The sequence below is a fragment of the Megamonas funiformis genome, assembly GCF_010669225.1.
In the GTDB taxonomy this organism is placed as follows: domain Bacteria; phylum Bacillota; class Negativicutes; order Selenomonadales; family Selenomonadaceae; genus Megamonas; species Megamonas funiformis.
Window position 1 is genome coordinate 2,159,958 of the sequence record NZ_CP048627.1, and the last position, 25,186, is coordinate 2,185,143.

Genomic DNA, 25,186 nt, shown 5'->3' on the forward strand with positions numbered 1-25,186 from the left:
ATGCAACACAAAGCTTATAGTTTTCTAATTATCGCTTGTCTTCTATGGGGATTTCAACCTGTTACTATAAAAATAGTAACGCAAGAAATGAATATCTTAACGATAATTCCTCTTAGATTTCTTATTGTCAGTATAATCTTATTCATTATCATGAAAATAACAAATGAAAAAAATTTTTTACCACCCAAAAAATCTCTATTAACTTTATTCCTAATGGGATTTTTTGGCATTACAGTAAGTAACGGCATTCAATTCACAGGACTACAATATTCCTCTGTTGGTAATATGACATTAATCAGTACCACAGCTCCTGTCATCACTGTTATTTTAGCTAGAATTTTTCTTAATGAACGTTTAAATTTAATTCAAATAATAGGTATAATAATTTCTTTTTTTGGTACCTTATACCTATTGAGTGGAGGTACACTTTCCACATTTACCCAAATGAATTTTAACAAAGGAGATATTTATTTCTTCATCGGTGAAGTAGCTTGGGTCATATATATTTTACTTAGTATTCCTATACTCAAAAAAATATCAGTATTATCAGCCACTGCTTGGTCTGGATTATTCGGCTCTATTTTGACAGCACTATTTGCCCACTATAGTGTAGGCTTACAAATAGTTCCATTATCCACTCTTGGTATTTATTCATTCTTATTTATCATTTTAGGTGGCGGTATAACTGCTATGATTTGCTGGAATTTAGGCACTAAAAAAGTAGGAGCTAGTAATTCTGCTATATTTTTGAATTTATTACCTGTAGTAGGTATTATTTCTGCATATTTTACCTTGAATGAACCGATTACTCTGCAAAAAATTTTAAGTGGTATCTTTATTATTTTAGGCGTATATATAACGACTCATAGCCACAAATTTATCAAGAAATCTAACTAAAAGAAAAAGACGATATCAAGATGATTTTATTCATCAAGACATCGCCTTTTTTATTTATCTAATTTAATTAAATACCTTTAAATTCAAAGGAGAAATGTTTATCTTCGTTTTTAGTAATATATTCATCAAGAGTTGGTGCACCCCAAGAATCATCACCGCCAACACCGTACATACCAGCAGAAGCTCTAACTACTGTATGATGTGGTCTAGCTAAATCATAATGATGTCTAGCATTTTCAAGTTCATGTGGATTGTATGGAAGAGCAGAAGCTTCAAATGGAGTTGCAGAAGAAATTCTAACACCTCTACCGCGTCTATCTGTTACTTCAAACCAACGAACATCACAATGATTTCCACATTCTTGTGGTACTAAATATGGCTGAATTTCATCTTGTGTTGTAGTAGTGAAGATGCCTAATTTGCCACCTTCTTTACGGTCAATATAATTATCACATGGACCTAAACCATAGTATTTGATTTGGTCATAATCAACTGGAAGTGTAAAGAGCATACCAAAATCAGGAATAGCAGGAAGACCTTCTACTTTTTTGTAATCCATATCAACTTTAACAACGCCATCACCTGTAACAGTATAAGTTACTACTACATGAGCTACTGGTCTTGTTGCGAGTTCATAAGTATATTTTACAGTTGCAGATTCAGTACCATTTTCAGATACTTGCATATCTACGCATTTAGTGTACATACTTGCTAATTTCCATTGAGCTGTATCAAATGGCATACCACAACCATTATCATTGTCGATAGGTGCTCTCCAGAAATTCATTTTAGGGAATTCTTCAATGAGTTCTACACCATTATATTTATAAGAAGTAAGCATTTTTCTATCAGCAGAGAACATAACGCTGAAGCCTTCGCCTTTTACGCCAATATTGAAATCGGATTTAACGACTTTAATTGGAGCTACTGCTTTTTTATCTGCTTTGCCTTCTTTTGTGAATACATATTGACCGAAAGCTACTTCATGACCACAATTTGCCCAAATAGTTGCTTGTTTTAATACTAAAGAAGCTGTAACTACATATTCGCCTGCACCAAATGTAGGTAATGTATAAGCTACTTCACCTGTTTGACCTGCATTGATATCAGCAGTTAATTTTTTCTGCCAAACATTTTTACCATTTTTAGCTAAAGCAATAATTAAATCATAATCACTTGTATTTGTGAATAAAGATTTATTGATGATTTTTACACCAGTTTCACTTGGAACGAGTGTGAAGTTTTGATAATTGAATTTAACTTCTTGTAATTTAGAAGTTGGTGCATGATCTGCAAATACGATACCATTACCAGAGAAGTTATAATCACATGGTCTATCGCCAAAATCGCCACCATAATTCATTACATCATTGCCATATAAATCTCTAGTCCAGATAGCTTGGTCTGCAAAGTCCCAAATAAATCCGCCTTGATATAATGGTTCTTCATCAGTTAAATCAGTGTATTTATGCATACCACCATTACTGTTACCCATAGAATGAGTATATTCACAGCAAATAAATGGTTTTTCTCTATATTTAGATAAGAATTCTTTTATCTGTGCTACTTTTGTATACATCTGGCTTTCCATATCGCTTGTGCCATCATAACGACGTTCATCAGGCATAGCCAATACCATTTTTCCACTTGCTTCATTAACGCGGTCCCAGCAAATGCTTTCATAGTGAACTAAACGAGATGGGTCAGCTTTACGGAAGTATTCAGACATATCATAGATATTTTTACCACCATAAGATTCATTACCGCAAGACCAAATAATGATACTAGCATGGTTTTTATCGCGTTCAAGCATAGATTTTGCTCTATCCAATACAGCTTCATGCCAATGTGGATGATCATTTGGTACAGTGTTTTTATCACAGCGTACACTTCCGCGAATTTGCCAAGAACCATGTGTTTCCATATTTGTTTCATCAATTACATAGAAACCATAGATATCGCAAAGTTCATATAATTTACTGTTATTTGGATAGTGAGATGTTCTGATAGCATTGATATTATTTAATTTCATAATATCTAAATCATGAGCGATTTTGCTTTCAGGAATAGCACGTCCATAGTAGCAATCGAATTCATGGCGGTTAACACCTTTAAATACAATGCGTTTACCATTGATTTTCATGATATTGCCGTCCATTTTAAATTCTCTAAAACCAATATTTTGTGGAATGATTTCTACTACATTATCATTTTCATCTTTTACAGTGAAAGTAGCTTTATAAAGATTTGGATATTCTGCGCTCCAAAGTTTTACGTTTTCAACGTCTGCTGTAAATACGCTTGTAGCACCTGTAATTTCTTGAACTGTGTCAATTACTACATTTTCTTCATTATCTACTAATTTAACTGCTAATTTTTTAGCATTTTCATTGTTCCATTTAAAATCAATAGATAATTTACCATCTTTATAATTATTGCAAGGAGTTGCATGAATGAATAAATCATCAACATGAACTTGTGGTTTTGTATAAAGATATACATCGCGATAAATACCGCTAAAGCGCCAGAAATCTTGGTCTTCAAGCCAGCTAGCGGAGCTGAAACGATAAACCTGTACTGCTAATTTATTTTCACCTTCAACGAGATAAGGTGTTAAATCAAATTCTGATGGTGTACAGCTATCTTCGCTATAGCCTACAAATTTGCCATTGAGCCATAAAGCCATTGCACTATCTACGCCCTGGAAAGATACAAATACTTCATTCCAGCCTTGTGGCACTGTAAAATATTTTACATAAGATGCGATTGGATTATTTTCTGTAGGAATTTCGCCTTCGTTTAATTCTTCATGACCGTCCCAAGGATAAGCTACATTTGTATATTGAGGTTTGCCGTAACCTTCCATTTGAATATGTGCTGGAACACGAATTGTATCCCAAATTTTGCAGTTATAATCTGCTTTTTCAAAACCTTCAATACGAGATGCTAAATTTTTTGCATAAGAGAAATACCATAATCCATTTAAAGATTGACGCATGGACATTTCTTCATTGAGCATTTCTTCTTCATTAGCATAATAATGATGGTCGCTATGTGCAGGTAGACGATTATCTGCAAAATATGTTGAGTCTGCCAATTTGCTTATATCAAAAATCTTTTCTTCCATAAATAAATAACACCTCATTTTTATTTTCGAAAAATATTTTTATCGTAAACGTTTACATTGAAATTTAAACTAAAAATAATTAAATTATCAAAAATTTTTTTCTTATTATACATTTAATTATATACTAATATTATCAAAAAAAATATAAGATGTTGAACTATAAATTATAAGATTTAGAAACAAAAAAAAGGAGAAGTTATCTAACTTCTCCAAAAATAATTTTATTAGGATTTTATTTTTGAACATAAAATTCTATATCATCTATAGAACCCCATGTGTCAGGTCTACCATTTAAAATGAAGCCAATTTCTACTTCACCATTTTTAACCTCAATATTTTTAATTGAAGTCTGATGCCATCTATTCCAGCCATCATCTTTGATATCAGTAGTCATTTCTACACCATTTTGTTTTACAAATAATTGATATTTGGAAGCTAAACCATTTCCTTGTGTCCAACAAGATAAAGTATATTTTCCATCAGAAAGACCTTTTAATTTTTGTTTAATAATCACATTAAATGGTTTATTATTCCAATAGTGCATAGCACATTTATCACGTACATCTCCTTGATTCCAAGCTAAATTTATTGCTGAACTATCACCTACAATATCCCAGCCATTTAATGTTTCATTTTCAAAATTACCATTTAAGACTAAATTCATTTTATTTTTTACTTCAATATTAGCTATAGCCTTTTGTGCTAATCCTTCCACAGTTCCTGATATCGTATAATTACCAGGTTTTGCAAAAATTGGTTTGGCAACATCCCATTTAACAGACATATTTTTTACTGCATCATTAGAATAAACCACACCTACTGTCTGTGGTAAATCTACATTACTATATAAACTAACATCTTTTACATCAACTGTATTTATCGCTGTAACTTGTGGCTCTATATACTGATTATTTGGGTCTGATACTAAGTTAAATGTATCCATAGATTCAAGTGCATTTCCCTTTGTATCAAATAATGTTAAATTATCCCAACCATTACCACCACCATTAGACTTCCAACCTACTTTTTCATTGATAACCCAATCTGGAGCCCAATAAAATATCCCCAACCCACGATTATCATTTACACTAGCAACAGTTGCCATAACGTCACGCAATCCTGTTGCTTGTCCTTGCACTGTAGCTTTATAACCACTGACTTTTTCTTCATTTGTTCCAAAATTATTTTTCTCAAAATCGGCATCTTCTAAAGTATAACCAAAAGCAGTTTCTACAGCTATTACATCTTTATTATATTTGGCACTAACATCATTCATTGTATTTTTTAAATCGTCCATTGTACCATGCCAAAATGGATAAAATGACATACCAATTATATCAAAGTCATTCACTTTATTTTTTACAATTAAATTATCAAAAAAAGTATGATATAAATTTACATCTACACCAGCTAAATGTATCATTGTCTTAACTTTATTATCTTTATCATTATCATGTACAGCTTGTAAACCTGCATTTAATAATTTTGCTAAGAATTTATATCCATTAGGATTATCCTCTGTAAGTTGTGCTTCTGGCCATAACATCCCATTATTTAGCTCATTGCCTACTTGTACCATATCTGGTGTTACACCTTGAGCATTAAAATCTTGCATTACTTTAGCAGTATAAGCATAAACATCATCTACTAATTTATCACCACTATCATTTTTCCAAGCATCTGGTTTTTTCTGTTGACCTGGGTCCACCCAAAAATCACTGTAATGAAAATCTACAAGAACTTTCATACCTAAAGCTTTAGCCCGTTTTGCCATTTCAATAGCCTTAGCTTCATCTGTATTACCACCGCCGACACCTTCTGGTCCTACGACATATGGATTATTCCAAATACGAACACGAATCCAATTTACACCATGATTTTTTAAAATAGTGAGTCCATCTTGTTCTATGCCATTATCATAAAATTTAGTACCATTTCGTTCTAATTCTGGCATAATAGAAACATCCGCACCCTTGATAAAATCCGTAGATAAATTTTCTATAGGATTTACTTGTACTGCTGCTAGTGCTGTAAACGGTAAGGAACAAGAAATCATTGTAGCTGTTATTGCTGACAAAATTACTTTTTTTAATTTATTATTTTTCATAAACTACACACCTTTTATTAGAAACTATAATTAAGTGCTAAATTATACATATCATAATAATCAGAGAACCCTGAGTAATTACTATCATATGGACGCAATTTATACCAGTTAAATTCCAAATTAGTATTATCCGCAAGCATATAACTAATACCTAATCCATAACCTTTTTCACCATTACCACCAAGACCATCACCACCTGGAGTGTTTAAAATGTGTGCCCAACCAGTAGAATCTACACTATAATTTCCTAAGCTCATATAATCAGCATAAACTTTCCAAGTATCTTTGGTATCCCATTTCAAATTACCATAAGTAAGTCTAGTCCACCAACCATTTTTTTGTGCTCCATCTGGAAGACCTGATGCTCTATTAGTTACAGCTTCTGCTGTTAAATTCCATTTGTCACTGAGTTGTGTGTTAATACCATAAGCAATTTGCTCTAACATATATGGATTTTCACTTGATTCAATCCAATTCCATTGATTTTTATGATTATTATACAATGTATTTTCATTACTATTTGTTTTTAAATAACCTAAAGTAAATTTAGTATTATCATCTACTCCAATCTGTGCATTAGCAATAAAAGCATTCATAGAATAATCTTTCCAATTTTCCGCAGTTAAATTTCCCCATCCTGCAGAAATAAGCGAATTATTTCCCAAATCTTGAGTTACCATAATACCATCAACTGGATTATCCCACCAAATAAGACCTTGCCCAATATTTAAATTCTGACGACCTAAGGTTACAGATGTATCCATCTGTTTCCAAGTCAATGCTAATAAATCTAAATTTGCACTACCATGTGCTCCACTATCACCATTATTAGTATATCCATTATCATCATTAGTCGTATTTTCTAATTTTACTCTACCTAAAACAGATAAATTCTCATCTGGTTCTGCATAAAAACCTAAACGTAAACGTTCTTGAATACGATTACTTCTTTTATCTTTTCTATCTTTATCAGCTACATTAGCTGTATAACCCTTTGGAGTATCAGCTTTATAATTTGTTTGATAACGAATACGTGCATCACCAAACCACTTAATTTTTCCATTGTCGAAGAAATTATTTATAGCTTGTGGCTCTTCTTTTACTGGCGCTGGTTCTGCTGGCATTACCATCATAATCTTTAATTCATTACTATACTCTTGTTGTAATTTATTGAGTATTACTTTATCTTCTGCTGTTGCTCTATTTTCATTTGCCATTGCTCTAGCTACAAATTGTGCTAAATCATAACGAGCCACCACTTTTTTATCATGAAAATCTGTCAAATTATAACCATCTACTAGACCTGTTTCTACTAAATGTTCCACTGCTGTATATGCCCAATAATCTTTAGGTACTGTAGCAAAAGGGTTTTCACTAGCAAAAGCTGTAGAATTAATCATTGTTCCAGCTATAGCTAATGAACATAATAATTTTTTATTTAATATATAACTCATAAGTTAAAACCTCTCTAAACCAAATATATTCTTATGCTCAAAGTTATAAAATAAATTCATAAATAGCTTCTATGCTAATTTTATCTATCGATACAATTTCATTACTAGTTTCTTCACTACGAGCAGCCATTGGTGAATCACTTTTTATTACTTGATTTTCTTTTAATGGAGAAATACTAATATAAATATCGCCATTTGGAATTTTTCTATAGATATTATCCAAACCAATTTCCCAACTTGCACCATTATTAAAATTATCTGCTACTAATTCATTATTTACAAAAGCATATCCAATATCACCTTGATAATCTATTTTTAAAATAGCCTCTTTTAGATCTCGCATATTTGCATAATCTATATGCAATAAAACCTTACCTTTGCCAATTTTTTCTGTAGTAAATGGTATAGATTTAGCTGATTTAGTAAATTTATATGTTTTTAATAAATCAGTTTCATCTATTTTACAAATATTTCTCATTAAATCGTCTGTTAATCCATCAATAGTTTGTATAATAATAGCATTTGTATTTGCTTCTACACGAATATTATCATTATCTACAAGAATTGGATTTTCAGATAAAAGTACCTTAGTATCTCCTGCTACTTCAAATTTCCAGAAATTTAAACTTTGATAATTAGTTAAAGTATATATATTAATTATCTTACCAGATACTGTAGTAATTACTAATTTAGATAAATCTGTACTAATCGGTTCAATAAATAATTTATTATTTTCTTTAATAATTGTTCCTTGAGAAATTTCTATGTTGCTGATACTATCATTAACAAAACAATATTCTGGTTTCATACCCTGTGGCATAAAGAAGAAATAATTTTCCACATCATCTTTAGCAAATTTTGTAATTAATTGTGTAGTAGCATATTTTAAAGTCAATCCTGCTAAAGTCAAATTAAATGGCAATATACAACTTTCTTCTGAAGCTAAACTCAGATTATTCTTTTCTGGAATAGTTAATGTTTCATCAGATAAAGATAAAGTTAAATTAAAATCATTTTTATCTGGAGAAACTAAATGATCTTGATAGTTATTAATGAATATAAAGCCTTTATTTTTATCTATACGTACGGCATAACGTAACTGTTCCACATCAGTAGGTAAAATGTCTTCTGCCCCTTCTGGTAAAATAGTCTGAGTAGGACAAAATTCCTTTTGAAAACTATTAAAGAAATAGTGCAATCTCTTTAGTCTAGCATAAGATTCACGAACTTGACCAAATTCTCCAATTGCAGCTTGATAATCATAAGAAATTTTTGGGGTAGCATTTTCATTTAAGTATGGTGTTTTTAATCCCAAAGGATTAGATCCGCCATGAAATACGTAATAACCAACAAAGTTACAACCCCCTGCAACTTTTATATTAGCCATAGCTTCTACACTATGATATGGTAATTGAAAACGATATTTATAAAATACAGTCATCCCTCCACCCATTTCACAGCAAGCAAAAGGCACTGTAGTCGAATCATAAGTCGGTTCAAAATTATAAGTAGGCTTACGATAATTACGATAAATAAATTCTGGAGTTACTGGATGTTCTTTTATACTTTCATCGTAAAAAATCCATGGCCAAAAAGCATAACCACCCCACAATGGAAGTACAGTATCTGGTGATGCTTGTGCTCCACCCCAACCAGTTCCTGTATAAATAGGTGCTATCATTCCTGCTTCAATAGCAAATTCTTTTAAAATTTCTATATGATGATGATGTTCTTCTACACTTGTATCATAGCTACCATTATTAATCCATTCATTGCTAGTACCTGTAGTCATCTCCCAAGGTGCACCAGCATGACAATATTCATTATCCAACTGAACACCAATAATAGGACCACCATCTTTATAAAATAATCCACGTACTTGATTGCCAATTTCTTGATAATATCTTTTTACATAAAATAAATATCTTTCATCATTAGAACGCACATTACAAGGCTCACCATATAACCAATCTGGAAGTCCTCCATTTCTAGCCTCACCATGTACAAATGGACCTACACGCAAAATAACTTCTACTTGATGTTTTTTACAAAGTTCTACAAAGTAACGAATATTAAATGAGCCATCCCATCTAAATTGTCCTTTTATTTCTTCATGATGATTCCAAATGATATAAGTAGGAATAATATTTATCCCTGCCATTTTCATTTTAACTATTTCATCTTCCCATTTATGAAAATCATATCTACTAAAGTGAAACTCACCACAAATACCAAAAAATGGTTTTTCATCTTTCATCATATAATGATTAGTAAAACTAATATGTTCTCCATTAGGATTAACACCTTGTAAATGCTCCAAAGTTGGATAAATACTATTTAACTCTTTTTTTAAATTAATCTGATAATTTTTCAAAATAAAACCTCTTTCAATTTCACTATTTATCTATTTTTTATTTCGCTGTTCTTGCATTTTTTCTTCTGCAAGAATTATTTCTTTATAATCAATAACACGCTTATTATCACTAATTAATAATTTTTGTGAAATTAACGTACAAATTCCTGCTACAATACCAATATACAAATATGATTGTGAAAACCCTATACTTTCATACATACTGCCAAAAAATGGAGAAAATATACTTGCACAAATAGAACTTGTACATAAACAACCAAGATAAATAGAAGCTGATAATCTTAAATCAAAATTTTTAGAAATATATTTAAATTGTCCAACTAAAAATAATGGTTTTTCAAACGAATGAATACATTTTACTGCCGCAATCCAAAGTGGACCCCATTCCAAAGAAGATCCAATTATACGTATAGACATAATAGTACCTGCAAGAATTAATGTTCTTTTTGCTCCTAATTTATTAGCTATTACAGGTGTTACGAATAAGAAAATAGCTTCAAAAAAAGTCTGAATTGCTCCTAAATCTCCAAACCAACGATTTCCCTCAGCTTGTGATTCAAATTGTGATACAAAATATACTCCAAACTGTTGATCATATACATCATATACACAACCAACACCTATCATAAAAAATAATAAAAATAAAAAGTCTTTATTTTGTAATAAATGTTTAATATCCTTTAGTGAAACAGAATTTGCTTTTTTCATTTCTACATCAGATATTTCTACTTTAGCCATTGATAAACAAATAATTGCAATTAAGGCAGCTAAAGATGCTGATACAAATGCTAAATTAGGATTAATGTTCATAGCAATGCCAGTTGTATATGTAGCCGCTGCCCATCCAAAAGATCCCCACATTCTAGCACGGCCATATTCAAAACCATATTTAATAGAAACTTTATTTATATATGAATCAATAACACCATATCCTGCATTAAAAATAAAACCTAGATAAATACCTCCTAAAATAGCGCCTAAATAAAAATTAGAAACAAGTAATGGTCCATAAATATAAATAAAAAATGGTCCAATTAATAATAAAATTATCAAAATAGTAAATAACAATGTTTTTTTCAATCCAATTTTATCAGAAATAAATCCTAAAACTGGTTGCATACATAATGCTGCTAGAGCATTAGCTGAATATAATAATCCTGTCTTAGTTGCTCCTATACCTAAATGCTGACCAAGCCAAATAGCAAAAAATGACATAGCTGCTGACCATGCAAATAAATGTAAAAAGCTAACTGCACTTAAAGCAAAATAATTTCTATTTTTTATACTAATTTGCATTTTAATCCCCCTAATTGATAAAATAATCCAATTAAACGATTTTTCTAAAAACTATTAATAAACTATCAATATTTATTCCAATGATTAATGATAATTTAACATTGCCACGCGACAAAAATAATTATATTATGAATAGACAGAAAAATGTGTAACATGTTAAACTAAATAATATAATATTTTGAAACAAGGTGATTTTATGCCTATAAAAATTCGTAAAACATTACTTCATGAGCCAATTACATTTGATACAATTGGCAATCATTGGGATCAAGTACCAATCTATCGACCAAATGGTTATCCATTATACCATTATCTCCAAACAGAAAAAGGTGTTGGTAAAATAGAAATTCAAGGTAAATCGTATTTATTAAATGAAAATGAAGGTATTTTAATTGCTCCATTTATACCTCATTCCTATGCTAAAAAAACAGATGAATGGTTTACCATGTTTATTACCTTTACAGGAACTATGGAAAGTAGTCTTTCTCAAGCATTAGGTAATAAACAAATCATTTTTATTCCTAAAGAACAAGGTATTATTATTGCAAAAGAATTATTTGATATGATATCTCAATATGAGAATCCTTCTGCTGATGCAAAATATTTTTCTTTAGCTAGTTATCATCTATTAATGAATTTTATAGATAATTCAGCTTTTAATTTATTGAATGAACCTTTATATCAAAAATATGTATTACCTGTAATTAAAGAAATCGAAACTTCATATGCTAGTGAAATCACAGTGCAAAAATTAAGCCAACAAGTTTATGTTACACCGCAATATTTATCGCGTTTATTCTCTAAATTCTTAGGTTGCTCTGTCTATAAATATCTGACAAATTATCGCATCAATAAAGCAAAAGAATTATTACTAACTCATCAACGCATGGAAATTCAACAGATTTCTCAATTAGTAGGTTTTTTAGATACTAGCCATTTTATTGCTATGTTTAAAAAATTTACAGGAATAACACCTCTTGATTTTCGCAAACTCAATTAAAAAAGCTAAGATTAATGGTTTTTATCATCATTAATCTTAGCTTTTATTTTTATTATTTACCTGTATCTGCCATGCGTTTTGCTAAACGTTTTTTATCAGAATATCTTCTAAATGTAACCCAAAGTGGGCTGGCAATGAATATAGATGTATATGCACCACAGAAGAAACCTATCAATAAAGCAAAGGCAAAATCTTTTGTTGTATCTCCGCCAAAGAAATAAAGTGCAAATGTAGCAAATAATACTGTAGATACTGTATAAATAGAGCGAGTCATAGTCTGATAAATACTTGTATTTACAAGTTCTACAATATCGCCATTTTTTCTAAAATGCAATTTTAAATTTTCACGGATACGGTCAAAAATAACGATAGTATCATTTATAGAGTAACCGATAATTGTAAGTAATGCTGCTACAAATGAAGAATCTATTTGACGCTGAGTAAGTGCAAAAGCCCCAAGTACAATAATTACATTGTGTGCTAAGCCTAATACTGCTGAAATACCGAATTTAAATTCAAAACGATAAGATACATAAGCAATAATCAATAACCATGAAATAATTGTAGCATATATAGCATTCATGATAAGTTCAGTACCCATTGTAGCACCGACTTTTTCTTCACGAAGCACTTGATATGCACCTAGTTTATCAGTTAAACCAGCCATTACTTCTTTGCGTTCTTGTTCTTCTAAATCTACAGTTCTTATCATTACATTTTCAGATTCTGTAGATGAACTAGATTCTCCAGAAAGCTGAATTGTACTATTGCTCAAATTATATTCATTTAAAACAGCACGTACATCATTTATATTTACAGCCTTTTCAAAGCGTAAATCCATGATAGTACCACCAGTAAAGTCAATACCCATATTAAAGCCACGAGTTACCATGAAAAACAAGCTGGCAATAATCAATAATGAAGATATTGCATACCATATCTTGCGTTTACCAATAATATCAAATCTAGCCATTATTTCATGTCACCGTCCTTTACTTTATGACCTAAAGATACACCATAAATACGTGGGTCAGTGAATAATCTAGCTGCAATCAAATGTTTAAGCATAAACTGTGTTAATGTAATAGCTGTAAACATACTGATGACAACACCAAGACCTAAAGTAATGGCAAAACCACGAATTGGACCTGTACCAAAGAAGAATAATACTGCTGCTGCAATAATTGTAGTTAAGTTTGAGTCAAAAATTGTAGTAAAGGCACGTTTAAAACCTGAATCCATCGCCATGCGAAGTGTCTTGCCAGCTTTTACTTCTTCTTTGAAATGTTCAAAGATAAGTACGTTGGCATCAACCGCCATACCGATAGACAAGATAATACCCGCCACCCCTGGAAGTGTAAGCGTAGCATCTAATAATTTAAGTACGAATAATAAAATTATTACATAAGCCATCAAGCTTAAATTTGCAATCAAACCAGAAACACGATAGAAAAGTAACATAAATACAAAAATCGCACCTACACCAACAGTGAATGCAAATACGCTTTTATCTTTACTATCTTGACCAAGTGTTGGGCCTACTGTACGAGTTTCTATAATATCAACTTTTACAGGAAGTGCACCAGAACGTAAAAGCACTGCTAAATTATGTGCTTCTTCAAGATTTCTAGAACCTGTGATTACTGCTTTACCGCCAGTAATTGGTTCATTAACACGTGGAGCTGTTAAAACTTCACCATCAAGTAAAATAGCAATTGTTCTGCCTACATTTGCAGAAGTCAAATCAGCAAATTTTTGAGCACCTTCATCAGTGAATTCAATAGCTACTTCATTTTGATTATTTTGTGTAGTTTGTTCTCTAGCATCTTTTAAATCTGTACCGCTTAAAACAGTATTGCCTTCTTCATCTTTGAATTCAAGCATAGCTGTTTTACCAAGTACAGCAATAGCTTTATCTGGATCTTTAACACCAGGAAGCTCGATGATAATACGGCGTTCGCCTTCACGCTGAATGATTGGCTCTGTTAAACCAAGTTCATTTACACGTTTTTCCATGATTTTTACTACACGGTTCATAGCATCATCATTAACTTGTGCTTGCTCTGTATCTACACCTTCTAAAACGACATGAGTACCACCTTGAAGGTCTAAACCTTGTCTTATTGAGCCAGCTAGTGGTGCTATAAATGCAGCAAAAACACCAACGATAACAATAATTACCGCTAATAATTTCAATAAAGGATTTTGTTTCAAAATATCTTCCTCCAATATCCTTATAATTATCTGTATTTTATAGTAGTATTTTCTGTCAAAATCATATCTACTTTGATATCGTAATCGTCTTTGATTACTTCATCAACTACTTGACAATCATATACTGCTGCTATTTTCTTAGCGTTGATAGCTTTTACTAAATATCTATCATAATAGCCACCACCCATACCGAGTCGATAACCTTTTTTATCTAGTCCTACAGCAGGCACTAAAATAAAATCTATATCTTGTGGCTTTACAATTCTTAGATTTTTTTCTTTTACTGTCAAAATATTATATGCACCTACAACTAATTCATCTAAAGATTTTATTAAAGTTGCTTGCATTATTTTCATATTTTTATCAGTAATATAAGGCAGGCAAATTTGTTTGCCTGCCTTGAGAGCATTTACTATTAATTCTTTTGTCTGAAATTCATCAGGCATTGAAGCATATAAAAAACATATCTGAGAATTTTTATATTCCTCAAGTTCTACAAGTTTCTTTGTAATTACTGCTGAATACTCATTTTTCTGGATTAATGTTAACGCTCTTCTTTTTGCTAAAAGTTCTTTACGTTGAACTTTTTTATTATTTGTTAGCTGGGTTAGCATTTGTTTTTTCCTGAGTTAAATCTCTAGCTACAGCAGCACTGCTGATTTTAATTTCTACATTATCAGCAATTCTAATTCTAATGAAATCAGATTTTTCTAAATCAATATAAGTAATTTCCCCATGGATACCACCTATAGTTAAAATACGATGACCTACTTTTAAATTGTCCATCATTGTATTGCGTTGTTTTTGTTGTTTTTTCTGTGGACGATAAAGTAAGAAATAGAAAATTATTACCATTAATACTATTGGTCCATAGGAATAAAGACTTGCCATCATTGAATCACTCATAAAAAAATTCTCCTCATCATAAAAAATTATATTAATTTATTTTATATTAGCTATAGTATAGCATAATACCTCTATTTATTTACAAATATTCCTCAAAATTTACACAGATTTTGCATTGAATGAGAAATTAGCTGTAAATTTGCGATAAAATTCCGGGAACCTATCTTCCATGATAGATTGACGCATCTGTCTCATAAAGTCAATTAAGAAATGAAGATTATGGATTGTTAATAAACGTAAACCAAAGATTTCATTTACACGAACTAAATGACGAATATATGCTCTAGAATAATTTCTGCAAGTATAGCAATTACAATGTTCATCAATTGGGTGGAAATCATGCTCATACTGTGCATTTTTTATTACTAAACGACCATTCCATGTCATAGCTGTTCCATTTCTAGCTACACGAGTAGGGTATACACAGTCAAACATATCTATACCTCTCATTACGCCTTCAACTAAACAATCCGGTGTACCTACACCCATCAAATAACGTGCTTTATTTTGTGGTAAATGTTCCAAAGTGATATCGAGCATTTCATACATCAATTCTTTTGGTTCACCAACACTTAAACCACCAACAGCATATCCAGGGAAATCCATATCCACTAAACGATTAGCACATTCGATACGTAAATCTTTATACATACCACCTTGTACGATACCGAATAAACCTTGATTTGGATTTGTCATCGTATCTTTACAACGCTGTGCCCAACGAAGTGTAAGCTCCATAGACTCACGAGTATATTTGAAATCAGCAGGATATGGCACACATTCATCAAATGCCATGATTATATCTGCACCTAAATCCATTTGTGATTGTGTAGCAATCTCTGGAGATAAAAACTTTTTAGAACCATCGATATGAGAACGGAAAGTTACACCTTCTTCAGATATTTTACGCAAATCGCCTAAACTAAATACCTGAAATCCGCCACTATCTGTCAAAATAGCTCTATCCCAATTCATAAATTTGTGCAAACCGCCAGCTTCTTTAACAAGCTTAGAGCCAGGACGCAAAAATAAATGATAATTGTTACTTAAAATAATTCCAGCACCCATTTCTTTTAATTCTTCCGGTGCTAAAGTCTTAACACTAGCCTGAGTACCTACAGGCATAAAAATAGGTGTATCAAAACTACCATGTGGTGTGTGAATACGACCAGCACGTGCTCCAGTATGTGGACACTGCTTTATAAGTTCATAAGTAATTGCAGGTTTCATTATGCCTCCAAGATAAATATATTTATTCGTTTTTCTTTTAAATAAAAGAAAATGAACCAAAAGAAAATTTTCCTAAAAATAACTATCTTATTCTATAAACATAGCGTCGCCAAAACTAAAGAAACGATATTTTTCTTTTACTGCTTCTTCATAGGCAGAAAGTACATATTCTCTGCCAGCAAAAGCGCTGATTAACATGATTAAAGTTGATTTTGGTAAATGGAAATTAGTAATAATAGAATCTACGATTTTAAATTTATAGCCAGGATAAATAAAAATGCCTGTTTCTTCTGCTATTGGAGAGATAGTGCCATCTTCTTTCGCAGCTGATTCTAAAGTACGGATAGATGTTGTACCTACAGCGATTACTCTACCACCATTAGCTTTAGTTTGATTGATAATATCTGCTGCTTCTTTTTCAATATGGTAGAATTCTTTATGCATTACATGATCTTCAATATTATCTACATTTACAGGGCGAAAAGTGCCAAGACCTACATGAAGTGTTACAAAAGCTAAATTTACACCCATTTCTTTTATTTCCGCTAATAATTCTTTTGTAAAATGAAGACCTGCTGTTGGTGCTGCTGCTGAGCCTTCTTCTCTTGCATATACAGTTTGATAGCGATTTTTATCTTCTAATTTTTCATGAATATATGGTGGAAGTGGTGTTTCACCCAATCTATCCAAGATTTCTTCAAAGATACCATCAAATTTAAATTCTACAATACGACCGCCAAAATTTGTATGACCTACAACTTCACAAGCAAGCTCATCACTAAATTCAATGATATTACCTAATTGAGCTTTTTTACCTGGTTTTACTAAAACTTCCCATTGATTAGTATTTGTTAAACGCTTTAATAAAAATACTTCAACCTTACCGCCTGTTTTTGCTCTATGACCAATAAGACGAGCAGGCATTACCTTTGTATCATTAAATACTAAAGTATCACCTTTGCGTAAATACTGTTTAATATCATAAAAATGTTTATGTTCAATAGTTTTTTCTTTGCGATTTAACACCATCAAGCGTGAATGGTCACGTTTAGCACATGGTGTTTGAGCTATTAATTCTTCTGGAAGATTATAGTCAAACTCATTTAATAGCATTAAATATTATCCCCTTTATTTTTATTTATACATATCTTTTATATTTACATCACTATAATAATGATATAAAATTTGCTGATATTTTTTACCTTTATCCGCTAAAGATTTTGCCCCCCATTGAGACATTCCCAAACGATGACCAAAACCACTGCCTTTAAAAATCAATTTTTTATCATCTTTATCAATTTTTAAAGTATCGCCTTTAGCTTTTTTATTACCTTCTAATTCTATAGTAAAATTGCTACTTTTTAAACCCAATAAACTACGAAGCTGTGTCTTGGTCAATTCCACAGATTTTTTATTACTACCTATAAATTTTACAACTTGCGATTTACTTGCTTTATTTGGATTTTTTTTCAATCCACTAAAATCTATTTCTTTTATTGTACCAATATCACTATATGAATTTTTTATAGATTTACTTAAATTATCTACTGTTACAGATACTGCCCAACTTTGATATGGAGATTGCTCCTCTTTATCTTCTACTGCTCTCAAATAAGGCACATTGACATTCCATACATTGATACTGTCATCAGTTTGACCACCTGAAGCTGCATGAAACACTGAACATATAGGTTGATTTAAATAAACAATGACTTCTCCTTTTGTAGCATCTATAGCTTTATTTGTAGTCGCAGCTTCTGAATCCATACCACCATAAACTTGGCAATCTGTTGTTACGCAGACGTCAAAACCTTCTTTTGTATGTTTTCGATCAAGCTTATCATATAAAGCAAAAGTTCTAGCAGCTACAGCTTGAGCTTTCAAAGCTTCTATATTCCAACTAGCAGGCATTTCTTCTGGTACGACACCATATAAATATTCATCAATCAATAAACGATTTATCACTGTAAGCCCTGCTTTATGCGGTTGAATAATCAAATTTCCTCTATATCGTTTGCCATTGACAATTGCAGGGGCATTATCTTTGACTGCTACCACTAAAGTAGTAGTTTCCTTACCTTTTTTATTGACATAAACCGTTCTATCTTTTTGACGAATATTTACTTCATTCATCTTTTTAAATTTATAATTTACTTTATTATCGACATCTTTGACCACAAAATCATCATTTGCTGTAATTACAATTTCTTGTACTCCCTGTAATAAGCCTACTCTTACATATGGAGCTGATGACTGTGCTGATACTACTTGCATATTACTTACAAATGCGCAACAACATAATAAACAAATAAGATATAGATATTTTTTCATATTTAATATCCTCTTTTATTTTTTATTCTATTTTTATTTATTTTAGATTTGACTGTTTTCTTCTGTCTAGAATATGTTATCTGACAATAAATAAAGAAAATCAATGCTAAAATAAAAGCCACTAAACTAGTCGTCTGTGCAGATGTAAAGCTTAAAAATACAGGAGTAGCATAATCGCCACGCAAAAATTCCAAGCCAAAGCGAGCTAAACTATATAACATTATATATAAAGAAAAAGCTTGACCTTTGGCATGAGGAAAAGCTCTAAAAATCAACAATAGAGCAAAAATCACAAAATCAATTTGACCTTCCCAGACCTCAGCAGGCCATAATGGTTGAGCACCATACGTATGATATGCAAGTGTTGTTTCTGGATAAATAATACCAAAATTACCACCAGTTGGCGCACCAAAAGCATCTCCATTTAATAAATTAGCACAACGGCCAATGGCTTGCCCTAAAATAATTGCAGGAGCTACGATATCAGCTAGTGCTAAGATATCTATTTTATGATGTCTAGCATAAATAATTCCTGCTCCCACGCCAAAAACGATACCACCTTGAATAGCCATACCACCTTGCCATACATAAAAAATTTCACTTAAATGATGACTATAATACGCCCAATCAAAGAAAAATACATCCCACAATCTAGCGCCCACAATACCAGCGATACCACTATAAATACCAATATCTACAATATGATTGTGCCATCTGCCATCTTGTTTTGCTAAGAAATAAGCCACACCTGTTGCCAAAATAATACTCAAAGATAAAATCAGACCATATGCTCTTATCGGAAAATCACCAACAAAAAATAAATATTGATGCATACTATCACCTCAGTATATTATTTTATATTGGTCAAATCTGTTATCCACATGATTTCAGCATCTTCACCATCTTCATAATATCCACGACGGCGACCTACAGATTTAAAACCTAATGATTCATACAAATGTATTGCTCCTTTATTACTTGGTCGAACTTCTAAAGTCATAGCATTTGCCTTTCTTTCTTGAGAAATCTTGATGATTTCCTTCATCATCAATCGACCTATACCTTTATTTTGATATTCAGGAGTTATAGCCACATTTGTTATTTGAGCTTCATCAAATAATATCCAAACACCTACATAGCCAATGACTCTTTCGCCATCTAAAGCCAACAAATAATAAGCTTTATCATTAGAAGCTTCCTGCCAAAAAGATTGTCTTGACCACGGCATATCAAAACAAGATTTTTCTACAACTTCCACAGCACTTGCATCTTCTGGAGTCATTTTACGAAAATTTATTTGCATATTTTCACCTTATAAATCTGTTAATTTTTCGCCATGGCGTTTTTCCCATAAAACTTCAGCTTCTGAACGGCGAATATATACAGGTTCTAAATCCATGATATTATCATAATCTTCATTTTCAAATCTAGTTTTTGCTGCCATAGCCACATTACTTGCTCTAGGCATACAAAGATGTGGTAAACCTAAAGAAACATTTTCATATTGAGCGATTATATCTGCTTTCTTTTGAGCGATATCTCCTACAAATACTACTGGTTTATCCAAAGTAGAACAATATTTTACCACTTCTTCAAAATCCATCACGCAAGTTTGTTTTTTCTCATCAAAGCCCTTGCCATTCCACTCATACAAAGCAAAATAGGCATTGCTTTTTTGTGCATCTAATACACTTGCCACATATACACCTGGCACTGGATAATGATAAGCCATAGCCTCTAATGAAGATACAGCCACTACAGGAATGGATAAAGCATATGATAACATTTTAGCAGTAGCAAGACCTATACGTAACCCTGTAAAAGAGCCAGGCCCTATGCTTATAGCTACACCTGTTAAATCAGATTTATCCATATGTGCAATTTTTAAAACATCTTGCACATGCCCTAATAAAACTTCTGATTGGGGTAATTTTAATTGCATGATAATCTCTGCAACTAATTTATCTTTTTGCACAATAGCAGCACCTGAAACTATTGTTGAAGTATCAATCGCTAATATTGCCACAGTGCTTCAACTCCTCATAAATATTTTTATATTTTTGACCTTCAAGATTGATAGTAATTATACGCTTTTGTTCATTATCGCCACGTTCGATTTTTAAATGCAAATAATCTTCTGGCATATAGGCAAAAAATCTATCTGGCCACTCAATCAATACTACTTCATCTTCAACATCAGTATACTCATAAAAACCGATTTCCTCTAAATCTTCTGGTTGCTCCAAACGATATAAATCAAAATGATATATACGCTTTTTACCTTCATATACATTCATTAAATTAAAAGTAGGACTTGTAACGATTTCTTTTACTTTTAATGCCTTACATAAACTTTGTGTAAATAAAGTTTTACCTGCACCTAAATCACCTTCAAGACAAATTATCAAATTATCTTGAATTAAATTTGCTATCTTTTCACCTAAAAGACTTGTTTGTTCAGGTGAATTTGTAGTTATTGTAAACATATTTCACCTCAAAAATCCATTTTAATCATATTATTTAAAATCATCAACTACGCAAATACTAGCACCTGTTTTTCTTGCAGCTGCCAAGCCTACGTCAGAGTCCTCAAAAATAATGGTATTTTCTGGCTTAACCTTAAAATATTCCATTGCTTTTAAAAATCCTTCTGGATCTGGCTTGCCATTTTTCACATCATCAATAGTAAAAATAACATCAAATAATTCTAATCTGCCAAAATAACGCAAAATATCTTTAGAATTACTTGAACCACTTGTTACTACAGCTGTATGATATTCATTTTTCATAGCTTTAATAATATTGAACAAATGAGTATTTTCTGTAGCATATTTTAGATTTTCTTCATAATATAATTTCTTAGCATCATGAATTTCTTCAAAACGATTTTCAGGAACACCCATTATCGGTAAAAATCCACGATAAGTAGGGCCCCAACATTTTTCAACATATATATCGTAATCAAAAATCACAGGTAATCCAGCTCTTTCAATAGCTTCACGATATGCCATATAATTCACTCTGCGCGTATCAAATAAAGTACCATCTAAATCACAAATAACTAATTTACTTTTTTCCATTAAAAATCCCCTTAGGTTATTTAAAATCTATCATTATTTTTTACAATATCTATGTTATTCTATCACATCTAAAGATACTTGTCTTTTATATCTATGGTTTTTCTTGCAAACAACTTTATTTTCTTACCAAAATAATAAAGCTACTTTCGATTTTATCTCTAAATCAAAAGTAGCTTTATTTTATATTCATACTTAGTCAATTAATTTATTTGCTCTAAGTACAGTTTTTATACTTTCTGCACTAAAATGAAGAGCTTTTAATTCATCTTCTGGTAAATCTATAGCTAATCGTTTTTCTACACCATTTGCACCAATGATACTTGGCAAGCTAAGTGCTACATCTGTTAAGCCATATTCGCCTTCAAGCGGAGTAGAAACTGGTGTTACACAGCGTTCATTAAACATAACAGCACGAGCTAATCTACAAGCGCCCATTGCTATGCCAGTATTTGTCCAACCTTTAGACAATAATACATCATATGCTGTATTTACTACTTCCTGAGCTATAGCTTTTTTATCAAAATCACTGTTATGATCATAATATTTATCTAAATCAGCTAAACGCACACCGCCAATGCTGATTGTAGACCATGCAGGAAAAGCAGAATTACCATGTTCACCAAGCATAAAGCCCTGAACATCTTTAGCATCAACATTATAATGATTTGCTATGATGCGTTTTAAGCGAAGTGTTTCTAAAGTAGTCCCTGTACCGAATAATTTTCCTTTTTCATAACCGAATTTAGTAGCTGCCAAATATGTAGTTACATCAAGCGGATTAGTAATCATGATAAAAGGTGTATTTTTTGTATATTTTGTAACCTCTGTCATGATTTCGCCAATAACTTTTACATTTCGTTCTGCAAGTATTAATCTGTCTAATTTTTCCCCAGGTAAGATACTAGGGCCACCAGAACAAATAATTATATCAGCATCTTTACACTGACTAAAATCGCCTGAATAAACTTTCATACCTGGTACATACGTACAAGGTGTCGCATGAGTTGCATCTAAAGCTTCGCCATGAGCTACTTTTTCATTAATATCTATACATACGATTTCAGCAGCTAAATTCATTGCCATTGCTTGTGTTAATACATCTGAACCTACATGACCAAGACCTATAATTGCCAATTTACTCATTTTCATTCTAATTACCCCCATATCACAAAACCATTAATCTCATTTTATTAAATAAATGGTTCAATTTTTTATGATATAGCAAACAATCATTATTGTCAACATGTAAACAAGTTTATCCTTTTTGCTTTTCAAATATTTTCGCCATCATTTTCTTTACAAGTCTTACACTCTGATCAAATTTTTCCGTATCACTATCTGATAAATCAGTCATGCTTTCCATAAAAATAAGTCTTTGCGATTTTTGATGTTCCTTTAAAAAATTTCTACCTTTTTCACTCAAAGAAATTTGACTATATCTTCTATCCTTACTTAAACAAGTCTTTTTAATAAATTCTTTTTTCACTAATTTATCAATGATAGGACTCATTTGTTGTTTTGATATAGATAAATGTTTTGCTAGCTCTGTTACAGTAGCAAATGTATCCTCTTTTTCAAAAAGATAATACATCACTGCAAAGTGATTGAGTGGTAATGGCAAAGCTGCAGTTCGCCATAATTTGTGATTATAAGTCATCATAATATCAAACAAATCAAAATAAATATCTGATATCTTTCTGCTATTCTTCTCCAAAAATTTCTCTCCCTTTGTCAAAAATTAATAATAAAAAATTTTATTTTTTCAAAGATTAAAACCAGATTAAAAACTGTCTTCAAGAGTGCAAAATTCTTGACTTTTCAATAGATATACTATACTATAGAACACGATAATAGTAAATACTTGTGTACTATCAGCTATTTATAAAAAATCTAAAAAGCTGATTATAAAGCTGTGCTAAAGCACAGCTTTTGAAATTTATCAAAGGAGGTTTAATAATTTTGGCCACACAATCAAAGAAAAAAGCTGTTATCCTAGTTGTAGCCATAGTAGTTATAGCACTTATTGGATATCTTGCATATTCTAAGTTAACAGCTACATCACAGGGCAACAAAACAGCAGGTGGTCCTGCAACTGTAAAAGCAATGCAGGTAATCAAACGTGATACACCACTTAATTATGAATATGCTGGTAATATCAAATCAACAGATGAAGTAAAAATCACTTCTCGTGTTTCAGGCACAATTGTTGAAAAATATATTACAGGTGGCGAATTCGTACAAGCAGGTCAACCACTTTACAAAATTGACAGTCGTCAATATGAAAGTACATTGCTCTCAGCTCAAGCAACATTAGCTCAATCTCAAGCTAATTATCAAAATGCTTTAGCTACATTACAAAATGCTCAAGTAGATAATAACCGTTACCAAACATTATTATCTCAAAACGCAATTTCCGATCAACAAGCTGCAACTCAACAATCTCAAGTAGAAGCTTTAACTGCATCATTGCAAGCTCAGCAAGCAATCATTGATTCCAATGCTGCTCTTGTAAAAAAAGCTCAAGAAGATTTAGATGATACAGTTGTTTATGCCCCAACTTCTGGTAAACTTGATATCAATGATATTGATGTAGGTGCTTATGCTACTGCTGGAAGTACAGTTCTTGTAACAATGGGCTCTGTAGACCAGGTATATGCTCAATTTAATGTAAGTGAAAATGAATATTTAAATCTTGCATCTTTCTTTAATAGTGATACTAACAATGTAACTATCACTTTAAGTGATGGCACAGAATATCCTGTTTCTGGTCACCTTGTGCAAGTAGATCGTTCTTTAACTACAAATACTGGTACACTTGCAATCAATGCTTTATTTGATAATCCAGATGGTCTTTTACTTCCTGGTATGTTCGCTCGTGTAAAAATTTCTGGACAAGTAATTCCAAATGCTACTTTAATTCCACAACGTGCAGTACAACAAATTCTTGAAAAAACTTTTGTAACTGTAGTAGGTCCAGATAATAAATCTGTAAGTAAAGCTGTTACTTTAGGTGATAAAGTTGGTAGTTATTGGATTGTTAAAGATGGTTTAGATACTAATGACGTTGTTGTTGTTGAAGGTCTTACTAAATTACAAGAAGGCGTTCCTCTTAACGTCACCATAGTAACTCCTGAAGAATTAGGTTTAACTTTTTAACCAGGGGGTGCTAT

General features: G+C 31.6%; 22 protein-coding genes. 3 read left to right on the plus strand and 19 right to left on the minus strand.

The features are described 5' to 3' along the window. Positions 1-897 carry a DMT family transporter gene (locus tag GXM21_RS10875; protein ID WP_008539673.1) on the plus strand — a complete coding sequence of 299 codons (897 nt, stop codon included), beginning with the start codon at positions 1-3 and terminating at the stop codon, positions 895-897. A 67-nt stretch (positions 898-964) separates the two neighbouring features. Here GXM21_RS10875 and lacZ read toward each other — a convergent pair whose 3' ends face one another. The 5 genes from lacZ to GXM21_RS10900 all read right to left on the minus strand — a co-directional run bounded on the left by lacZ (position 965) and on the right by GXM21_RS10900 (position 11,255). Continuing rightward, positions 965-4,024: a beta-galactosidase, LacZ type gene (gene lacZ, locus GXM21_RS10880; protein WP_008539672.1), complete on the minus strand. Its 3,060-nt coding sequence runs from the start codon at positions 4,022-4,024 to the stop codon at positions 965-967. 232 nt (positions 4,025-4,256) lie between these two features. Further along, a complete protein-coding gene (locus GXM21_RS10885; RefSeq protein WP_008539671.1) occupies positions 4,257-6,131 on the minus strand; it encodes a glycosyl hydrolase 53 family protein in 1,875 nt (624 codons plus the stop codon). A gap of 17 nt (positions 6,132-6,148) precedes the next feature. Then, positions 6,149-7,585 carry a putative porin gene (locus GXM21_RS10890; protein ID WP_008539670.1) on the minus strand — a complete coding sequence of 479 codons (1,437 nt, stop codon included), beginning with the start codon at positions 7,583-7,585 and terminating at the stop codon, positions 6,149-6,151. Between the two features lie 43 nt (positions 7,586-7,628). Then, on the minus strand, positions 7,629-9,959 hold the full coding sequence (locus GXM21_RS10895; RefSeq protein ID WP_008539669.1) for a beta-galactosidase: 2,331 nt from the start codon (positions 9,957-9,959) through the stop codon (positions 7,629-7,631). A 30-nt stretch (positions 9,960-9,989) separates the two neighbouring features. Continuing rightward, positions 9,990-11,255: an oligosaccharide MFS transporter gene (locus GXM21_RS10900; protein WP_008539668.1), complete on the minus strand. Its 1,266-nt coding sequence runs from the start codon at positions 11,253-11,255 to the stop codon at positions 9,990-9,992. Between the two features lie 196 nt (positions 11,256-11,451). Here GXM21_RS10900 and GXM21_RS10905 point away from each other — a divergent pair, with 196 nt between their 5' ends. Then, complete coding sequence (locus tag GXM21_RS10905) at positions 11,452-12,255, plus strand: AraC family transcriptional regulator (protein ID WP_008539666.1); 804 nt, start codon at positions 11,452-11,454, stop codon at positions 12,253-12,255. Between the two features lie 52 nt (positions 12,256-12,307). Here GXM21_RS10905 and secF read toward each other — a convergent pair whose 3' ends face one another. The 14 genes from secF to GXM21_RS10975 form a co-directional block, all read right to left on the minus strand. After that, positions 12,308-13,228: a protein translocase subunit SecF gene (secF, locus tag GXM21_RS10910; protein ID WP_008539664.1), complete on the minus strand. Its 921-nt coding sequence runs from the start codon at positions 13,226-13,228 to the stop codon at positions 12,308-12,310. Next, complete coding sequence (secD, locus tag GXM21_RS10915) at positions 13,228-14,469, minus strand: protein translocase subunit SecD (RefSeq protein ID WP_008539663.1); 1,242 nt, start codon at positions 14,467-14,469, stop codon at positions 13,228-13,230. Before secD ends, secF begins: the two co-directional genes overlap by 1 nt. 26 nt (positions 14,470-14,495) lie before the next feature. Next, entirely contained in the window at positions 14,496-15,083 is a 588-nt protein-coding gene (locus GXM21_RS10920) for a 5-formyltetrahydrofolate cyclo-ligase (RefSeq protein ID WP_008539660.1), read from the minus strand. Continuing rightward, the gene (gene yajC / locus GXM21_RS10925; RefSeq protein WP_008539659.1) at positions 15,061-15,375 is read right to left on the minus strand and encodes a preprotein translocase subunit YajC; all 315 of its coding nucleotides are present in this window, start codon (positions 15,373-15,375) and stop codon (positions 15,061-15,063) included. The genes GXM21_RS10920 and yajC overlap by 23 nt, the downstream gene beginning before the upstream one ends. A gap of 99 nt (positions 15,376-15,474) precedes the next feature. Next, on the minus strand, positions 15,475-16,605 hold the full coding sequence (gene tgt, locus GXM21_RS10930; protein WP_008539658.1) for a tRNA guanosine(34) transglycosylase Tgt: 1,131 nt from the start codon (positions 16,603-16,605) through the stop codon (positions 15,475-15,477). Positions 16,606-16,692: 87 nt separating this feature from the next. Next, on the minus strand, positions 16,693-17,718 hold the full coding sequence (gene queA, locus GXM21_RS10935; RefSeq protein WP_008539657.1) for a tRNA preQ1(34) S-adenosylmethionine ribosyltransferase-isomerase QueA: 1,026 nt from the start codon (positions 17,716-17,718) through the stop codon (positions 16,693-16,695). A gap of 21 nt (positions 17,719-17,739) precedes the next feature. Further along, positions 17,740-18,936: a SpoIID/LytB domain-containing protein gene (locus GXM21_RS10940; protein ID WP_163604712.1), complete on the minus strand. Its 1,197-nt coding sequence runs from the start codon at positions 18,934-18,936 to the stop codon at positions 17,740-17,742. Between the two features lie 2 nt (positions 18,937-18,938). Further along, the gene (gene lgt / locus GXM21_RS10945; protein WP_008539655.1) at positions 18,939-19,769 is read right to left on the minus strand and encodes a prolipoprotein diacylglyceryl transferase; all 831 of its coding nucleotides are present in this window, start codon (positions 19,767-19,769) and stop codon (positions 18,939-18,941) included. A 17-nt stretch (positions 19,770-19,786) separates the two neighbouring features. Beyond that, positions 19,787-20,239: a ribosomal protein S18-alanine N-acetyltransferase gene (gene rimI, locus GXM21_RS10950; protein WP_008539654.1), complete on the minus strand. Its 453-nt coding sequence runs from the start codon at positions 20,237-20,239 to the stop codon at positions 19,787-19,789. 9 nt (positions 20,240-20,248) lie between these two features. Then, positions 20,249-20,962 carry a tRNA (adenosine(37)-N6)-threonylcarbamoyltransferase complex dimerization subunit type 1 TsaB gene (tsaB, locus tag GXM21_RS10955; protein ID WP_008539653.1) on the minus strand — a complete coding sequence of 238 codons (714 nt, stop codon included), beginning with the start codon at positions 20,960-20,962 and terminating at the stop codon, positions 20,249-20,251. Next, positions 20,943-21,422, minus strand: a complete 480-nt coding sequence (tsaE, locus tag GXM21_RS10960; protein WP_008539652.1) for a tRNA (adenosine(37)-N6)-threonylcarbamoyltransferase complex ATPase subunit type 1 TsaE — start codon at positions 21,420-21,422, stop codon at positions 20,943-20,945. Before tsaE ends, tsaB begins: the two co-directional genes overlap by 20 nt. Before the next feature lie 30 nt (positions 21,423-21,452). Next, positions 21,453-22,016 carry an HAD family hydrolase gene (locus GXM21_RS10965; protein WP_008539651.1) on the minus strand — a complete coding sequence of 188 codons (564 nt, stop codon included), beginning with the start codon at positions 22,014-22,016 and terminating at the stop codon, positions 21,453-21,455. 192 nt (positions 22,017-22,208) lie between these two features. After that, positions 22,209-23,165 carry an L-lactate dehydrogenase gene (locus tag GXM21_RS10970; protein ID WP_008539649.1) on the minus strand — a complete coding sequence of 319 codons (957 nt, stop codon included), beginning with the start codon at positions 23,163-23,165 and terminating at the stop codon, positions 22,209-22,211. A 106-nt stretch (positions 23,166-23,271) separates the two neighbouring features. Continuing rightward, entirely contained in the window at positions 23,272-23,730 is a 459-nt protein-coding gene (locus GXM21_RS10975) for a MarR family winged helix-turn-helix transcriptional regulator (RefSeq protein ID WP_008539647.1), read from the minus strand. A 245-nt stretch (positions 23,731-23,975) separates the two neighbouring features. Here GXM21_RS10975 and GXM21_RS10980 point away from each other — a divergent pair, with 245 nt between their 5' ends. Continuing rightward, positions 23,976-25,172 (plus strand): efflux RND transporter periplasmic adaptor subunit, encoded by a 1,197-nt coding sequence (locus GXM21_RS10980; RefSeq protein ID WP_008539645.1) that lies wholly within the window; start codon positions 23,976-23,978, stop codon positions 25,170-25,172. Positions 25,173-25,186 lie beyond the last annotated feature (14 nt).